Source organism: Ruegeria sp. CL6 (assembly GCF_056536465.1).
Window position 1 is genome coordinate 1 of sequence record NZ_JBQFPR010000005.1, and the last position, 16,414, is coordinate 16,414.

Sequence of the window (16,414 nt, forward strand, 5' to 3'; positions counted from 1 at the left end):
CGCCAACATGATCGGCGACCTGCATGGCAGCAAGGACTACCGCGCGCACCTCGTCAGCGTCATGACAAAACGCGCAATCAACGCCTGCGCTTAAAGACACAACTCAAACCAGGGCCCATATTACTTGGGCCTTGGTTTGGGCGTGAGGGTGCGAATAACGCCGTCAGCACGGACGCGACAGGCCGTCGTCGCATCGGCCTCTTGAACGCTGACTGCGGACCAAGCGGGATCGAGAATATGGGATCGCACAAAGTTCAGCCGCATTGCAAATTGGCTAGAAGTTGCAATGGCTCTGTTCTTCAACTTGACGGTTTTGGAAATACCGTGGCTTGGATCTGGCACCCCAAAGACCAAACCTTTGCGCCAGCGTGGAATTCACCGACATTCACCAGAGTATTTCTCCAACCCGCCTGCTTCTGCACCCGAGCGACCAGATCGGTTGCATACCCTTGAACCACCCCACTTAGCGTCAACATATGCCCCGGGGCCGGGTTCAACCATATGCTGAGAAACTCTTACGCGATCCCAACCGATCAGGTCTCTTGCTGCTGTCAGGTTTCCGCCGCTTGCGGAAGCCGTCTATGACGGCTGAATTGCGCCGCCCTATTCAAGAACAACTTTTGACTTTGCCATGGCGGCAGCTGCTTTTTGGCTGACTTCGGCGCCCATTGCAGAGCGACGCCAATAGGTCGGCCCGGCGGTTTATCCGATAGCGCACAGGGATCAAACCTTCGATTGCCAGAAAGGCAACGCGCGGACAAACATACCGACAAACGACCGTTAAAATCGCAGCGCGCAGACCGGCAAGTATCGCATATTTCAGCCATTTCAAAATCTGGTCCAATTTGTACAAGGGATAAATTTTCGGCACGTGAAGGGCTCTGCTTATGAGGTGCGCAAATTCCTGCAACGCCCAAAAGGGAGCAGCTTCCAGTTCCTCGGCCAGGCTCTGAAAAACCGTGCACAGACCCAAACCGTGAAAAAGGTTGGAGCCAGAAACCTTACTGAGACTTTCTGGAAATTACGAAGGGCCGGACCATCCCAATGCGACCAGCCTGTCAATGACCTCCTCGGCATGGGAGTCATTTTGATAGATACTTTTCAACATTGTATCCACGGGCGCTTCAGGCCACGCCTGTTCCAACTCTGCCAGTTTCGAGCGCGCTTCTTTCTCGCGTCCCAACGCGGCCAGTGAAGCCGTCGCATAGGCCAGGGATGGCGCGCTGAGAGGATCACCCAACTGCTTTGCTTCTTCAAACCTGATAATCGTTGTCTCGTACTCGCCCAGGTGAAAATGCGCAGCCCCGGATATGTTGCGATTGGCAAATCTCTGATTGCTGGACGCCAGCAGAGACTGACGATCCGCCGTCTCAACCGCTGCTTCAAATTCGCCAGAGAACAGGGCCACCGCACCGAAGAAATCCAACACAGCCCCGTCCCGAGGATCAAGCTGAGAGGCGCGGCGCCCTAGCGTCAATGCCTCGTCATAATTGCCATTGGCCAGGTACGCCCAACTTTTTGCCGATTGGCTCCACGCCTGATCCGGTGCCAATCGAACGGCCTCGTCAGCAAATTCCATTGCCGCTGTCGCAAAGTTCTCTTTGTCCTGCGGGTCCGGTGACAATATCGACAGCGTTGCCAGCGCCTGAGCCGCCCCGGCGTAGCCGCCAAAGAAGGTCGAATCCATCTCGATCACGCGTTCAAAAACAGAAAGAACAAGTACTTGGCGTGGCCGATCGAAGATCGGGAAAATCATCGCCCTGGCTTGCCGTGCAAGGTTAAATGCCTGCAAAGCAGCAGGTGATTTCTCATAAATTGCCGCGTGCCGCAAAAGTTCGGGTGTGTTCTGCGCGGCATCCGCGCTTTGTGTATTCAATTCCTCTGCTGGTTTGGATGGCAAGAAACTAGCCGCGATCAGAGCACCCACGATGGCGCCTGCGGAAAATGCCGCGAAAGGTATCCACTGCCTTTTTTGGTTTGCCGCGCGAAGGGGGCCGGAGGCGGTCTTCACTTCCTGAAACCGTGGGCGATATCCTCCTGTGTCGATGTGCAGGCGAACCGGATCACCTTTGCCCGCCCCTTCATAATACAGCTCCAAAAGCTGCCGAAGGCGCCTTGCATCAACCCGAACCACGTTCTCTGGGTCCACACCTTCCGTTGTATCGCGATCATAAACATCTTGCGCAATCGTCTTTCCGCGAATGTCACCGCCGCGACCTGCCAGCTCTTCCTCGACCACGTAGGTCAGAAAGGATCGCAGCCTGTCTGATCCATCGAAATGAGTATCGCCCAACACGCCCGCAAGGGCTTGGCGCTTCGCAGTTTCTGGGATGTCGTCAGGAAAATCCATCACATTCACATACTTGCAACGAAATCCGCGTGAGTCACCCCTATTCTAACCGTGAGTCACTTACGTTGTCTGTCATTCAATAGCAGTGTTGGACCAGAACAACCTGACGAGGCCGGATTCTTGACCTCGATTTTGAACGCACCGTCGTTCGACCGAAAAAGGGGAACCTCATGACACGGCGCACAGATTTCGCGACATTCGGCAAGCACTTTTCTATTGGATTGGCATTTGGAGCCTGGGCCATAGCGCCCCCATCCTTAACCGGAGCATTGGGTGAATTGCTTTCACCAGGTGCCGCATACGCGCAGGAGACCGAGGCGGTTTCACCGACCAAAGTACGTGATCGGCCACGCGACGTTTACTACCCTAACACGGAAGACCTGGCAGAAGACGAAATGCGCGTGATCGCCTGCGGAACCGGGATGCCCACAACGCGCGCGGCACAGGCAGCCGCGTGCTTCCTTGTCGAACTGGGCAACGGTGACAAGTTTCTTTTCGACATTGGTTCGGGTTCGGCCGAACGAATTTCATCGCTGCAAATCCCCTACAACTATCTGGACAAGATATTTATCGGCCACTTGCACACCGATCATTTTGGTGCCTTGCATGACCTCTTTATCGGTGGCGCTCTGATGGGGCGGAATGTCCCGCTGCGGATATGGGGACCAAGCGGACCTGCCGAGGAACTTGGAACCGCCTACGCTTTGGACCACATGCAGAAGATGCTGACATGGGACCTGGCCGGGCGCGCCGGGAATGTTGATTTCCGCGGCTATTCAATGGAGGTCACCGAATTCGACTACAAGCTCGAAAACGAGGTGATCTATGATGAAAACGGGGTTCAGATACGCACCTTCCCCGCCATCCATTCAATCGATGGTGCTGTCAGCTATGCGCTGGAATGGAACGGCCTGAAGTTCGTTTTTAGCTCGGACACCTACCCGAACAAATGGTTCAAGGAATACGCAAAAAACGCTGATCTCGCGATCCATGAATGCTTTATCGCGGTCCCTGAACTGGTGACGAAAATGAAATTCACACCGGAATCCGCTCTTTTGGTCGGAACACAGGTTCACACGGCACCCGAAGCCTTCGGCAAAGTAATGAGCGACATCCAGCCCCGTATGGCTGTGGCCTATCACTTCTTCAACGACTTCGATACGTCTTCCGGCGTTTTTGAGCGCATTCGCTCGACCTATGACGGGCCGCTCAGCATGGCCGATGACTTCATGGTTTGGAACGTCACCAAGGACGACATAACCGTCCGAATGGCGGCCACTGAAGAACGAACTTGGTCACCGCCCCTCGCCGCCCCTGCCGAAGTGCCGTCACAGGACGACAGGGCTGAATTCGCCGAACGATCTGGTGTGCCGCTAGAGGCCATGCAGTTTTCGGACTTCACAAAATCGGGGTATGATGACGTGGATGACGTGCTTCGCCCGATCTTCGAGGAAGCGTCCGAGGCATTGGGTCAAGAGTTTCCCTATCCCGGAGACGAACAGTAACATAGGATGAAAGGTGCGGGGCCAGTTCCCGCGCCTTTTTGTTAGTTATCTGGTGAACCGCAATGCAAAAATACATTGGTTTCATAGCGGGATTGGTTCTGAGTTTCGGGCTTGCAATCTCAACGGCTCAGGTCGCAACGGCACAGTCGCTTGCCCGTTCAGAAGGCGACGACGGGTCTTGGCGACATTCGATCACGCCGTACCTTTTTCTTCCTCTCAGCACTACGGGCACATCCACGGTCGGCGGAACAAGTGTCGATCTCGATTTGAACCTCAGCGAAGTTCTCGACCTGCTGCAAGGGGCAGCGTCGGTCCGGTACGAAGGCTGGAACGGAGATTTCGGGATCATCTCTGAGGTCTACTACGTAAAACTTGGCGAGGATGCGACTTTGCCGGTCGGTGGTGCAACAGTAGATGTGGACATTCGTCAGACCTTCGCAAACGTGCAGGGTGCGTACAGGTTCGCCAACGGAGTGAACGCATCGGGCAAACGCTACGCTGCCGATGTCGCTCTTGGAGTGCAGTGGAACCGGTTGAAACAAGAGTTAGACATAGCTGGCCCCGGTCCGGGTACAACCTTGGGCGGCACAGAAGAGTGGTTTGAACCGATGGTGGCCATTCGCTATGCGACTGAGATCAATGAAAAATGGGGCTTTGCCAGCCGTGCGGAACTAAGCGGCTTTGGTGTGAACGGCGACAACCTTCAGTACCTGATCCTGGCCGGATTTGACTGGAAAGGCTGGGAGAACACCTCGTTGCGGTTCGGTTATCAATTCTATGGAATCGATTTTTCGACGGATCGGTCAGACGGAGAATTTGCGTATGATGTCGATCAAAACGGCCTCTATGCGGCTGTCGCGTTTCACTTCTGAGGCCAGCCAGCGCATCACTCTAAGCCTTTCAGGCGCTATTTTTCTGGGCTGTCTTATGCTTGGCCCCAGTCCCGCCATTGCGGATCTTGTCTCGCCCTATGGAGGCGAGACAGCGCCCAGTTTTGCGGAACTGGTGGTTGAAAACGATCGCGTCCGAGTCGCGCTGGAAATTGACCTGAGCGACTACCCCCACTTCGTCGCGCCGGATGACGGAGAAGGCACTTCTCTGGCGGACCGGACGGGGCAGACGTTTATAGTTTCGGCTGACGGACAACCTCTGAACCCGGTGGTGCGGGCGATCGACGTCCGGCCCAGAACGCCCAGACAGACTGCCGCCAGCAGGGTCGTGGCCCCCCGACCGCGAAGCGCGGATGTCGTCTTTGTGGACATGGAGTTTCAATTTCAGGGCCAACCCGAACAGATCACATTCACGCCGCCATTGAACGAAGCAGGTATTCCTTTGGCTTCGATTGGCATGGTGGCAGAACATGCCGGGGTTCCCGTAACAGACTACCGGTATCTGTCGCGTTCGGAAACCATGCTACCCAATTGGCAAGACCCGTGGTTCACCACATTCGAGAACCCAAACCTGACGCGCCATCACAAGTCACCCCTGATGTCATTCCTATCGATGGAACCACGTGAAGTTCGCCATGAGATCATCTTTCGCTTGAAGGATTTTGAAGAATGGACCGATTTGGATCTGGGCAATGCCGAACGGCTTTCGCCCGATCAGGTCGCCAAGATAAAATCGGAAACGGCGGCGTTTTTCGAGCGCCACAATCCAGTCTCGATCGATGGAGCGAACGTTGATGCCCAAACTGTTCAGGTTTCTCGGATTGCGGTTGGCGCTGACGGATTACGTGTTCTTCCTGACGAGGCAGAAGCCCTGCGAACAACCATGTTGTTGGGCGTTGTTCTGTCCTATCCGCACAACGCGCTTGCAAACCGTGTAGACATGACATGGCAGCTTTTCCCCAATGATGTCGAAACTATTCCTGTTACCCTGAGCGACCCCGCCGGGGCCGTACCCTCGCAGATTTACAAGTCTGATCCTGCCGTGGTCTGGAACAACCACCTTACGTCTTGGGAAGACCCCCAAACGCAGCCCGTTGTGGTGAAAACCGCCGGTATCATGAATCTTCCGTTGTTTGCCATCGGGCTTGGTTTGGCCGCCGCGCTTTGTGCTGTCTTGGCTCGGCGCAGCACGGCGACGCGGCGAACAGTCTTTGTAGGATTGTTTGGCGCCTTCGCAGCCGCATCAGTTGTAACCCTACCGATACGGTATTCTCTGCCCTTCTTAAATGATCGGGCACCGGATGAAGCGGCAACCCATTTGGTTGTGGAAGGCTTGCTTGGCAACATCAGCACCGCGATGCTTGAGCCGAACGCGCAGCGGTTTGAGACCGCTCTGAACCCGTTTGTCGACGCGGACAGTCGAACACAAGTAGGCGATGAACTACGGCGCGGCCTCTCCGTGACGCTGCCGTCAGGGGCATTGGCAAGAACAGACAAGATCGTCGATTTGCAGATCGAAAGCCTTTCCCCCGGAGAAACCCGCGGGGATCATCAAATCCTTGCAAATTGGACAGCACAGGTCAGTGGCGGGCATTGGGGGCATCTACATCGTCAATCTATCCAGTACCGAGGGTTGATGAACGTATCGCGCTATGGTGATCAGTGGCAACTGGACGGATTGACTGTCCTGAGCGCCAAGAAAGAAGGCTAGAAACATGCGGTTCATCGAAACATTCCTCGTCTTTGTGTTATCAGCCATATTGTTCTCTGGCGGCGCACTGGCGCATTTCAACCTGAACCAAAACGTTCGCATTTTTCACGTGGTGCACGACAACGATGGGCTGACCATAATGATGCGGACGCCAATGCCCTATATCGTGGCCGATAAAGTCGGCCCAATGGGTGCGGACGGCCTGCCCAACCCGGCACCTTTCACGACAAACGAGCTTCAGGACGATGCCCTGATGCATCTGGTTGACGCAGACGCAGTGTTCCGAGACCCGCTCGCGCTGGCCGAACTTGTCCGAAACGAGCTTGTCTTTCAACAAGGTGGTGTCAGGCTTCCGGGTCGCAGTGTCGCTCTGAGGGTCTATCCGCTTGGACAAGAACCGGGATTTGCGACAAAAGCCGAGGCATTGCAGGCGTTTGAAACGGAACCCGGTGATTTGCGCCTGGCTGGGCCGGTTTATGTTGGGGACGCTGTCGTCGATGTGATGCTGCAATTCTCGAACGCATCGGATGCCGCTTACACACTGTCCATGTTGGCCGATCCGGGTCTTCCCGAGCAGGACCAAACCGCAAATCTGATCCTGGACTATCGCAATGACGAAACCCGCACCTATCGCGCCAAGGGATTGCTGGCCTCACCTCTGGAAATAACTGGAACGGCGTCCTCTGCCGCTGCTACATTTGTAGTTGAAGGCATCCGGCACATCATTGAGGGCATAGACCACGTACTTTTTGTTCTGTGCATGGTCATCGGCTCACTGAGTTTGCGTGCGTTGCTTGCACGGGTGACGGGATTCACGCTGGGACACAGCGTAACCTTGATCATGGGCTTTTTCGGTTTGGCTCCGTCGGCTCCGTGGTTCATTCCAGCGGTTGAGACGGCCATTGCGCTTACCATTATTCTGGCGGCAGCCGATGCCGTGTTTCAAAGACCCGAACGGAAACATTCTTATCTGGTCGCCGCTGGCGTGACCGCAGGTGTCGGGTTGCTGCACGGCTTTGGCTTTTCGTTCATGCTTCGGGAAATCTTGAAGGTCGACGCCGACAACGTCTGGCAAAGTCTTCTGGCCTTCAATGTCGGGGTCGAGGTCGGGCAATTGATGATCGTGCTGGTAACCTGGCCTCTGGTCGTCATGTTAAGGCGTATGCCCGCGACCATATGGTTCGGGGCACGAACTTTCATAGCCGCGTCGATTTCAGTGGTTGCGATGATCTGGGCTGTGGAACGATTTTCAGCGTTGATTACCTGACGCTTTCGATTGCTCAAAAGGGCTTGAACTCCAGAAAATCAAATTCATTCACTCTGACAGTTCGCCAATCGCGGCTTTCAGACATGGATTTCTGCCACACAACCACAGTCCACTCAGCCCTAAAGAACGCTGCGGAACCAACGCGCTTTAGCGTTGACCACAATTCCAAACCTGCTGACAATATTGGGAAAACAGGAAACACGGGAATGTTCAGAGGTATCAGGCAAGTGTTTTTGGCGACGTCCAAGTTGCGCTCGAAAGCCACAAAACGGCAACGGCATCTGGCTACCATTGCCTGACAGCGCAACCCAATAAATCCAAAAACGGACAATTCCGCCCAATCCAAGCAGGAAAATGGAAATGGAAGCAAATATTGAGGACCTTGCCGATCATCCACATTCATTCTGGAAGCGCTTTCGCGTGACTTCTGATGATCTCGACGGGTTCCACCATGTGAACAATGCAGTCTACCTAAAATGGTTGGACGCTACTGTTTGGGAACATACGCGCTCTGTTGGGCTGACCGAGCAAGCCTGCATTGACCTGAACCGCGGAATGGCGGCTGTGCGCCATGAAATCAATTACTTGTCATCAACGTTTCTGGACGACGAAGTCGTTGTGTTTAATTGGATTTTGTCGAATGACGAGCGCCTTCGGATCAGCCGTCTGTTTCAAGTCGTCCGCCTCGGGGATCAAAAAACAATCCTGCGGGCGCAATCTGACTATGTCAGCACAAATCTGAAAACAGGCCGCCCTGTTCGGATGCCCGAGATTTTCAAAACAAACTACGACGTGAAAATCTCGGTCACGGGCTGACCTGCACGGCCGGTTCTCCTGCCCGACACGATATCGGGCAGGGCTTTAGTTTGAGCGGCTATTCTGCCGCCACGCCTTCGACAGCTTCCTTTCGGCCCGCCCTGCGGAAGTAGAACATGAACGGCAGCACCACCAGGTACATCGTGATCGAATACATGGCCGAAGGCAGTGCCATCGGAACCTCACTGAGTGACGTGCTTGTGCCGGTAATCACGATCGCCAAAGTAATACCAAGCGGCGAGTTCTGGACGCTCGTCTCAATTCCAACCGATCGGCTCTCGGACTTGGTCAATCCGAGAATTTTGCTGAGGGCCAAACCAATCAGCATCAGAACGAATGGCAAGGTCATTGTCGAATACCCAAGCGTTGGCATGTAAGTGACAATCAGATCGCGGTTTGTAACGAACAGCGCAGCGACCAGCAAAGCCCAGAACACAACAGCGACATTCTGCAACGGGCTTTCCAATCGGCGGGCCAGACCGCTGAGGAAGTGACGCACCAAGATGCCCGTCAGGACAGGCAACGTTGTGACAAGAAAGGTAAAGATCGCAATTTCAAAGAACGAAAACTCGGGCGCATTCTCGCCCATGAAGTAGAGGATCGACCAAGTCGCGAGCGGCGGAACCGTGACAAATGCCACGACGCTTGTGACCGCAGTCATCGACACGGACAGGGCAAGATCTCCGCGAGACAGTTTGGTAATCACATTGCTGCTGACACCGCCGGGGCAAAAGCTGAGCAACATGAGACCGGCCGCCATAACCGGAGGCAGATCAAAGGCTACGATTACGCGGAAGGCTACAGCCGGAAGCAGAGCAAGTTGAGAAAACGCTCCGATCGCAAAAGCGGTCCGGCGGCGGAATACGCGGCGGAAGTCTTCGATCTCAAGCCCAAGCCCTAGTGAGAACATTATGAATGCCTGAGCGATCGGCACCCCTACGTTAATTGCAAAATCCATCGTGCTCTCCCGTATTTGTATGAAAATGGGCCCGCCTGTGCCGTCATCGCGGCATTCAAGCGGGCCTACCGGTTGTGGTGACTGGTATTTAAAAATTCACTGTTTTGTTGACCCGACTGCCGATCACTCGGTTGCCTTGATCATTGTAGCCGCAAGTTCATTGATCGCTTCAGTGGTGAACTGACGTACGAAAATGCTTGTGCCTTTTGGTCTCCGTATTGACGGACCGGTGCCTTTGCATCGGCCGGTCCTCCTCCGTCCTGTACGTGGGGTAACCACGCCTCATCCCGTTGCAAAAAAAATACTGGATAGAGCCAGCGGTGACAGCGCTTGACCGGACAATATGTTGACACATTCGGCCAAATATTCATATCGGCGCGGCGGCCTGATCGCGTTGGCCGCCTGCCGATCAAGGGTATTTCCCTAAGCTCGCAGTAAGGCGAGCACTTGAAACGCAAAATGGCGGGCTCAGCCCGCCATCCGCAACGCAAGACTGTATTAGGTTTGCGCCGCCCTGCCCTTCTTTGAGGTCTTCCCGCTCGATTCAGCGTCAAAATACAGGGTGCCGAGTATCCAGTCGAACAACGGCAAGGTGATGTTGAAGTTGCCTTCTGCCATCAGATCGCGGTTGTGATGAACCGTGTGAAACAGGCGCAGATATGTCCATCCTGGAATCAGGCGGAAAATACGTTCGAGAACCGAGCCGCGCTGCAAATGGTAACTGAAGTGCAGAACTTCGTATGCCAGATAGCACGAGGTCATCGTGATGAAGAACAAGTACCCATAGTTTCCACCAAACAGAAAGTAGGACACCAGAGCACCAGGGACCGAGAGGAAGGCGGTTGTCACAAACAGCAGGTAAATCGGGAATATCACCACCCGCCAATCCAGAACCATTTCGTATTCCATCGCCTTATCTACGAAAAAGGTGTGATGATCCCCCGTGTGGCGCTGGTAGAACAACTTGAACAACTTTGTCTTTTTGTGACCCCAATACTTGTGAGACGCCCATTCGCCCAGATTGTACGCAACATATGCCACGACAACGAACCAAAGTTGGTAGAGTTGAAAATCAACAAGCTTGCTCACGCCCCACCAGATCAGCGAACCCGCGCCAAAAACCACCACGGCGAGGTGCAGAAACCCACTGTAGTTGGGGCTTACTTCGGCACGATATTTTGCGCGGAATTTCGCTCTGGCATTGTCATTCACGACTCGATCCTCCCAATTGAAAAAGTTTCGGAGGAAAGTATGTAGAATTGTTATAGTGTCTAATTTATATTATCTAAGAATATTATCATCACGGTGAATGTTGCGAACAATGCTCAGAAACCACGACTTAAACCTGCTTCCGATTTTCGATTCGCTTATGCAGGAACAACATCTCTCTAAAGCCGCCGAGCGTCTGAACATGAGCCAGCCAGCGGTCAGCAACGCGCTCAAGAGGTTGCGACTGGGATTTGAAGATGACCTGTTCGTGCGCACCGGCAGAGGGCTGAGGCCCACGCAACGGGCAATTGAGCTGCACGCGCAAATCGCTCCTGCGCTTGGTCTCATTCGGAGCGGCATCGAAGGACAGGCTTTTTCGGCCGCCACTTTTTCCCGTACAATTGACATCTCGATGAACCACGCTGTCGAACATCTGTGGGCCTCGGTCTTTATGCATGCGGCTCGAAAGCGCGCCCCAAATCTGAAATGGAAGATTCATCCCGATTATCTGGACGACATTCCAACCAGATTGAAAGATGGACGGTTAAGCTATGCCTTTGACTACACCGGACTGCCCGAGGACCACTTTGACTCGCTCAGCCTCCTACAAGAGTCCCTGACCCTGATTTGCGCAACAGATCACCCCTGCGCCCAAACTGGCATTTCGCTGGAACAGTTCCAGACGTTGCCACAAGTGTCTCTGGTTCGGCGTTCCGGCGTGCTACGCAGCCAGAACAGCCGAAGGACAACCCCTTTGGAGTTCATGATGGGCAGTGCCCTTCCTGCGCGGAATATTGTAATGCAGATGTCCAGCTTTGTTTCGATGCCGCAAGTCGTGGCCGAAACCGATCTGATCGCGGTAATACCAAGCCGACTGGCTCATCCGCTTGTTGGTGCAGGAAAGTTGACCACGCTGGAATTGCCATTTGAAAGTCCAAACATTGAGATGAGCCTTTATTGGCACAAAAGCCGAACCACTGATCCGGGTCATTCCTGGCTGACTGATCTCATTGCGCAATCTGCCCGCAGTTTGAACGAAGCCCAGTGAAGCGCTGTCATCCGGTCAAACGCTCGACAGATTGTCCCGCACGCTTTCTCAAAGAGCCCGGAGGATAGCCGTATTGTCCGGTGAACGCTCTGACAAAACTGGAAGGCTCCGAATATCCTGTCCGCCACGCGACGGTCGATACATCCAGCCCGGCCGTACTTAGCAACTCGTAGCCTATGGCCAGGCGCGCCTCGACGTAAATTTTCCTGAAACTGCTACCTTCTTCCGACAGACGCCGCCGTAACGTGCGCTCGCTTACACCCAGCTTGGACGCGATCGAGACGATTGTCGGATCGTTTCCCATCTCCATCAAGGTCGCTTCGCGCACCTGCGAGGTCAGATTGGGCTGTGTGTCTTCCTCGATATTCAGCAGGGTTTGGCACTGACGCAGGCAGTATTCCATCGCGGCGGGATCATGCTTGGGCAGAGGCAGATCAAGCAATTTTTCGGGAAGAACGATGGCATCCGTATCGCACCCAATAGCGACGTTGACGCCAAGATAGCTGTGAACGGCCGTGGCAAAATCGGGGTCCTGGACCGTCGTGCGAAACGTCAGGTTCGACAATGAGAACCCGGGCAACACCTCTTGGCTGAAATTGGCCATGACTGTCAGATGACGCTCTAGCACAAAGCTCCTGATACCTGCAGGCAGATCGCTGGTATCGAAGATCAATCGCGGTGTGTCATCGTCCTCGACCAACTCCAGATTGGCAAAAAGAAAAGACAGGTTCACATAGTCCATAGCAACCTTCAGGCCGGCCCGAAAACTTGGACTGCTGAGGATCGCGTACCCCCATATTCCAAACACTTCGGGTCGAAAACGTCGCCCGATTTCGAGCCCCAATCCATGGCGCCGTGGAGCATGATGCAGAAAGTTTTCAATTGCGGTTATTTCCTGCGTCAGGGACACCTTGGTGTCGTTCCCATACAGGTCAAACGTAACCAGTCCGGTGCCTAGCAGGCAGGTTTCAGGCGCCACCCCAAAGCCGGGGGCCGCCTCGCACAAGATACGTATGCTGCCCGGAGATCTATTTCGCGAATTTCTATCCATGAGTCGCGCAGTACAGAGAATGGCCGAAAATGTCAAAAACATGTCCGCTCCAAACATCGGCATCTTGGATGTGGTGACATACATAGCGTGCAAGAGATCACGGCGCTTTTGCGACCCACAGTGTGACGCCTTGGCATTCAATGACCCAAAGGCTTTCCGCACTGCACAGTCGGCGCCGCAGAAAAGGGAGCAAATCTGATGGTTGCCACTCTGACAACACAGCCGCCTGAAACGAAGACGGCTCAGGAAAATCTTAAACCCGCGACGCTAGGGGATTCCCTGACACTTAGGTCTGGTACGGTCCTTCGGAACCGTATTTGCAAGGCTTCGATGAACGAGGCGTTGGCGACGGCGGATGGGCGTGCGACACCTGCGCATGTGTCGTTGTACGAGGCTTGGGCCAACAGCGGAGCGAGCCTTCTGATCACCGGCAACATGATGGTCGACGGCAAGCACATGAACGAGCCGCTGGTCGTTGACACGCTGCTGGACAGCAACATGGAGCTTCTGCGCAAATGGGCGGCGACGGGGCGGGCGACCAACACGCATATCTGGCCGCAGCTGAACCATCCCGGCAAGCAATCGCCGAAGATGGTGAATGACGCGCCCGTTGCGCCCTCGGTCGTGCCGATCGAGAATGACCTGTTCGTCCCTCCGCGCGCGCTGACGGATGCCGAGATCGAAGAGATCATCGACCGGTTTGCAGAAGCCGCCGCGCGTCTGGAGGAGGCCGGGTTCTCGGGCGTTCAGCTTCACGGCGCGCATGGCTATCTGATCGGCCAGTTCCTGTCGCCGCATCACAACCGGCGCGAGGACAAGTGGGGCGGCAGCTTTGACAACCGCTTCCGCTTTGTCGAGGAGGTCTACAACCGCATCCGAGCGCGCACCGGCGGCGGGTTCAATGTGGGCATCAAGATCAATTCCTCGGACTTCCAGAAGGGCGGCTTCACCGAGGCGGACTCGATCGAGGTGGCCAAGCGTCTGGACCGGCTTGGCGTTGACCTGATCGAAATCTCGGGCGGCAGCTGGGAAAATCCGGTGAACCGCAGGGGCAAGGCCGAGGCCAAGAAAGAAAGCACCAAGAAGCGCGAGGCGTATTTCCTGGAATATGCCGAGAAGGTGAAAAAGCAGATCGACACTCCTTTGGTTGTGACGGGCGGGTTCCGCTCGGCGGCTGGCATGAGCGAGGCGCTGGCCTCGGGTGCCGTCGACATGGCCGGAGTTGCCCGGCCCTTTGCCGTGGACGTGAAGTTTGGCGCGCATGTGATGCAGAACCCCAGCCACGCATCGCCGGTCGCCCCGATCCGCTCGGGCATCAAGAAGATCGACGCGATGGCGATCATGGAGATCAGCTGGTACACGATGCAACTGGAACGGATCTCGCAGGGCAAAAAGGTCCAGACCAAGGCCGACGGCGTCTGGCCCGCTCTTAAGGTCATGTACCGCTTCTGGAAAAACGGAAAAGCCGTCAAACGCGTCAGAGCATGATTGCGTAGCTGCTAAAAAATTGGGGAGCAATCATGACTCAGTCTAACGGACGCTGCGCTTGCGGACAGGTCAAATTCAAAACACAAGGTCGCCCGCTGTTTCGGGCGATCTGCCACTGTACGATCTGTCAGAGGTTCAACAATGCAGAATTTGGCGACGTGCTGTTGTACCAACCCTCGCACGTGGATCAGACAGAATGCGGTCAAATTGCGTATGAGTGTCTGAAACAGCCCCCGGTTGTTCAGCGCGGAAAATGCACAAGCTGCGGAAATCCCGCCTTGGAAAAGCTGGAAATCCCGCTGCTTCCCAAACTGCTGCTGGTGCCTTCGGCGCGGATCGTCGAGCAGGCGCAGCTTCCGCCACCAGATTTCCACATCTTCTATAATCATCGGGTCCGAGATCACGATGACGCCGCACCCAAGGCCAACGGATACCTTCCCAGCCAGATCAGGCTATCACGACATCTTCTCAAGGGGCTTTGGCGCGGACACGGGTGACTTAATTTCGGGCTACCAGCGGGCATGACCGAAAATAACACCCAGCTTTGAAAGCCACACGAATAGTTCTGAATCGAACCTGCCACCCAAGGCCTCGTTTACGCATCATTTTAAGGCAATCGACACTTCCGACCCAGCGTCACGCTCAAAAACGAAAAACGTGACGCAACTGAACAGTTGCAACGATTGACCGGGGCCTTATCGCTCGGACTATTCGCGGCAACTTGCGCCAATCCTCCTCTCACTGCGCGACGCTACTCAACATGATAAAACCCGAACTACTAACTGCACCCATCCTGCCGCAAATGGTCCGCTTTGCGGTCCCCAACCTTGCGGCCATGACGATCGTGACAGCCTCGGCCACGGTCGAGACCTACTATGTCGGGCTTCTTGGCGTTCAGGCGCTTGCTGGCCATGCCTTCATTTTCCCTCTCGTCATGTTGCAACACATGATGTCAGCCGGCGCTTTGGGCGGAGGCGTGTCCTCGGCCGTCAGTCGGGCGCTGGGGTCCGGGGACATTGACCGAGCCAAGGTAATGGGCTTGCACGCGCTTGTTATCGGCGCTCTGCTGGGGCTGACTTTTGCCGCTGGACTGCTTTGGGCCGGACCTACTCTGCTCGGGGCAATGGGTGCTCAGGGGGAAGTTCTGGACTTCACGTGGAGCTATGCGCGGGTTGCCGCCTTTGCAATTCCCGGGCTTTGGATCATGAACGCCCTTGTTTCGGTGTTGCGAGGGTCAGGGCATATGACAGGTCCGGCCATATTAACCATTTCAGTTGCGATCAGCCAGATGGTGCTGGGCGGAGTGTTGGGCATCGTTTTGGATCTGGGAATTGCCGGTATCGCTTGGGGGCAAGTGATCGCCTTTTCCTGCGGCGCAGTGGCAAGCATTGCTATCTTGCGTTTTGGCCCAAGTCAGGTACGGCTCAGCTTTGACCTTGGCAAAATGAACCGGTCGATCCTGTCCGAAATCGGTCGTGTTGGTGGTCTGGCGTGCCTGTCACCGATACAGGGCACGCTGACCGCGATGCTTCTTACGATCTATATTTCGTCGCAGGGTGCAGCCGAAATTGCGGGGTATGGCATTGGGGCACGATTGGAATTCCTCTTGATCCCGATCGCCTTCTCAGTCGGCATTGGAACACTGCCCCTTGTTGGCACAGCAATTGGTGCAGGGGACCTTGCCCGCGCCAGAGCTGCCGGCTGGATCGGAGGGCTGATGGGCGCAGTGGTTCTAGGGTTCGTTGGCTGTGCCGTCGCCATATTTCCAACGCTTTGGTCCGGCTTGTTCACGAATGACCCCGAAGTACTTGCCGCATCCGCCGCATATTTCCGTTGGGCGGGACCCGGATACGCGTTCATGGGCCTTGGACTGTGCCTCTATTTCGCATCTCAGGCTGCGGGACAGGTGATTTGGCCGATCATAGCTGGAACTTCGCGGCTCGTTCTTGTGGCTGTTATGGGTTGGCTCCTTATGCGATCAGGGGCCTCAATTGACCTGTTCTTCAGCACAGTATTTGTCGGAATGGCGGTCTTTGGCCTGATCACTGGCTTAAGTGTCTGGAAACTGGATTGGGGCAAAGCGCTGCGATAAGAGGCGGGTCTTCGGCCGATGACACAGGC

At 55.2% G+C, this 16,414-nt stretch carries 14 protein-coding genes and 1 pseudogene; 10 read left to right on the forward strand and 5 right to left on the reverse strand.

Translation table 11 applies throughout. From position 1 onward, the window contains the following. Window positions 1-94, forward strand: a pseudogene (locus ACR0LH_RS14620) (FAD binding domain-containing protein); the annotation flags it as partial. Between the two features lie 205 nt (window positions 95-299). On the opposite strand, the gene ACR0LH_RS14625 reads toward ACR0LH_RS14620, so the two are convergent. After that, entirely contained in the window at window positions 300-476 is a 177-nt protein-coding gene (locus ACR0LH_RS14625; RefSeq protein ID WP_170668980.1) for an FAD:protein FMN transferase, read from the reverse strand. A 545-nt stretch (window positions 477-1,021) separates the two neighbouring features. Then, a complete protein-coding gene (locus ACR0LH_RS14630; RefSeq protein WP_170485861.1) occupies window positions 1,022-2,350 on the reverse strand; it encodes a tetratricopeptide repeat protein in 1,329 nt (442 codons plus the stop codon). Window positions 2,351-2,520: 170 nt separating this feature from the next. On the opposite strand from ACR0LH_RS14630, the gene gntH reads away from it, so the two are divergent. The 5 genes from gntH (at window position 2,521) to ACR0LH_RS14655 (ending at window position 8,539) form a co-directional block, all read left to right on the forward strand. After that, window positions 2,521-3,855 carry a guanitoxin biosynthesis MBL fold metallo-hydrolase GntH gene (gntH, locus tag ACR0LH_RS14635; protein ID WP_170418798.1) on the forward strand — a complete coding sequence of 445 codons (1,335 nt, stop codon included), beginning with the start codon at window positions 2,521-2,523 and terminating at the stop codon, window positions 3,853-3,855. 62 nt (window positions 3,856-3,917) lie between these two features. Beyond that, a complete protein-coding gene (locus tag ACR0LH_RS14640; protein ID WP_480681453.1) occupies window positions 3,918-4,727 on the forward strand; it encodes a hypothetical protein in 810 nt (269 codons plus the stop codon). Continuing rightward, the gene (locus ACR0LH_RS14645; protein ID WP_170418801.1) at window positions 4,678-6,456 is read left to right on the forward strand and encodes a hypothetical protein; all 1,779 of its coding nucleotides are present in this window, start codon (window positions 4,678-4,680) and stop codon (window positions 6,454-6,456) included. The genes ACR0LH_RS14640 and ACR0LH_RS14645 overlap by 50 nt, the downstream gene beginning before the upstream one ends. 4 nt (window positions 6,457-6,460) lie before the next feature. Further along, window positions 6,461-7,723: a HupE/UreJ family protein gene (locus ACR0LH_RS14650; RefSeq protein WP_170485862.1), complete on the forward strand. Its 1,263-nt coding sequence runs from the start codon at window positions 6,461-6,463 to the stop codon at window positions 7,721-7,723. A 360-nt stretch (window positions 7,724-8,083) separates the two neighbouring features. Continuing rightward, complete coding sequence (locus ACR0LH_RS14655) at window positions 8,084-8,539, forward strand: acyl-CoA thioesterase (protein WP_170485863.1); 456 nt, start codon at window positions 8,084-8,086, stop codon at window positions 8,537-8,539. Window positions 8,540-8,597: 58 nt separating this feature from the next. Here the strand turns inward: ACR0LH_RS14655 and ACR0LH_RS14660 are convergent, their stop codons facing one another. Together ACR0LH_RS14660 and ACR0LH_RS14665 are read right to left on the reverse strand one after the other, a co-directional pair. Then, window positions 8,598-9,497 (reverse strand): bile acid:sodium symporter family protein, encoded by a 900-nt coding sequence (locus ACR0LH_RS14660; protein ID WP_480721528.1) that lies wholly within the window; start codon window positions 9,495-9,497, stop codon window positions 8,598-8,600. Window positions 9,498-9,995: 498 nt separating this feature from the next. After that, complete coding sequence (locus ACR0LH_RS14665; protein WP_170570488.1) at window positions 9,996-10,709, reverse strand: sterol desaturase family protein; 714 nt, start codon at window positions 10,707-10,709, stop codon at window positions 9,996-9,998. A 109-nt stretch (window positions 10,710-10,818) separates the two neighbouring features. Between ACR0LH_RS14665 and ACR0LH_RS14670 the strand changes: the two genes are divergently transcribed. Further along, window positions 10,819-11,754: a LysR substrate-binding domain-containing protein gene (locus tag ACR0LH_RS14670; RefSeq protein ID WP_170741048.1), complete on the forward strand. Its 936-nt coding sequence runs from the start codon at window positions 10,819-10,821 to the stop codon at window positions 11,752-11,754. Window positions 11,755-11,761: 7 nt separating this feature from the next. Here ACR0LH_RS14670 and ACR0LH_RS14675 read toward each other — a convergent pair whose 3' ends face one another. Then, window positions 11,762-12,805 (reverse strand): AraC family transcriptional regulator, encoded by a 1,044-nt coding sequence (locus ACR0LH_RS14675; RefSeq protein ID WP_480721529.1) that lies wholly within the window; start codon window positions 12,803-12,805, stop codon window positions 11,762-11,764. Window positions 12,806-13,003: 198 nt separating this feature from the next. On the opposite strand from ACR0LH_RS14675, the gene ACR0LH_RS14680 reads away from it, so the two are divergent. From ACR0LH_RS14680 to ACR0LH_RS14690, 3 genes are all read left to right on the forward strand, one after another. After that, window positions 13,004-14,293, forward strand: coding sequence for an NADH:flavin oxidoreductase/NADH oxidase family protein (locus tag ACR0LH_RS14680; protein WP_170559435.1), 1,290 nt, complete (start codon window positions 13,004-13,006; stop codon window positions 14,291-14,293). A gap of 32 nt (window positions 14,294-14,325) precedes the next feature. Next, a complete protein-coding gene (locus tag ACR0LH_RS14685) occupies window positions 14,326-14,790 on the forward strand; it encodes a GFA family protein (RefSeq protein ID WP_170485868.1) in 465 nt (154 codons plus the stop codon). Between the two features lie 263 nt (window positions 14,791-15,053). Next, entirely contained in the window at window positions 15,054-16,385 is a 1,332-nt protein-coding gene (locus ACR0LH_RS14690) for an MATE family efflux transporter (RefSeq protein ID WP_480721530.1), read from the forward strand. The last annotated feature ends 29 nt before the right edge of the window (window positions 16,386-16,414 follow it).

What these genes read in the sequence shown, in the direction of transcription:
- ACR0LH_RS14630 (WP_170485861.1), bottom strand. Translation starts at nt 2,350, where the DNA reads ATGGATTTTCCTGACGACATCCCAGAAACTGCGAAGCGCCAAGCCCTT.
- ACR0LH_RS14625 (WP_170668980.1), bottom strand. Translation starts at nt 476, where the DNA reads ATGTTGACGCTAAGTGGGGTGGTTCAAGGGTATGCAACCGATCTGGTC.
- ACR0LH_RS14640 (WP_480681453.1), top strand. Translation starts at nt 3,918, where the DNA reads ATGCAAAAATACATTGGTTTCATAGCGGGATTGGTTCTGAGTTTCGGG.
- gntH (WP_170418798.1), top strand. Translation starts at nt 2,521, where the DNA reads ATGACACGGCGCACAGATTTCGCGACATTCGGCAAGCACTTTTCTATT.
- ACR0LH_RS14650 (WP_170485862.1), top strand. Translation starts at nt 6,461, where the DNA reads ATGCGGTTCATCGAAACATTCCTCGTCTTTGTGTTATCAGCCATATTG.
- ACR0LH_RS14690 (WP_480721530.1), top strand. Translation starts at nt 15,054, where the DNA reads ATGATAAAACCCGAACTACTAACTGCACCCATCCTGCCGCAAATGGTC.
- ACR0LH_RS14660 (WP_480721528.1), bottom strand. Translation starts at nt 9,497, where the DNA reads ATGGATTTTGCAATTAACGTAGGGGTGCCGATCGCTCAGGCATTCATA.
- ACR0LH_RS14680 (WP_170559435.1), top strand. Translation starts at nt 13,004, where the DNA reads ATGGTTGCCACTCTGACAACACAGCCGCCTGAAACGAAGACGGCTCAG.
- ACR0LH_RS14655 (WP_170485863.1), top strand. Translation starts at nt 8,084, where the DNA reads ATGGAAGCAAATATTGAGGACCTTGCCGATCATCCACATTCATTCTGG.
- ACR0LH_RS14670 (WP_170741048.1), top strand. Translation starts at nt 10,819, where the DNA reads ATGCTCAGAAACCACGACTTAAACCTGCTTCCGATTTTCGATTCGCTT.
- ACR0LH_RS14675 (WP_480721529.1), bottom strand. Translation starts at nt 12,805, where the DNA reads ATGGATAGAAATTCGCGAAATAGATCTCCGGGCAGCATACGTATCTTG.
- ACR0LH_RS14685 (WP_170485868.1), top strand. Translation starts at nt 14,326, where the DNA reads ATGACTCAGTCTAACGGACGCTGCGCTTGCGGACAGGTCAAATTCAAA.
- ACR0LH_RS14645 (WP_170418801.1), top strand. Translation starts at nt 4,678, where the DNA reads ATGATGTCGATCAAAACGGCCTCTATGCGGCTGTCGCGTTTCACTTCT.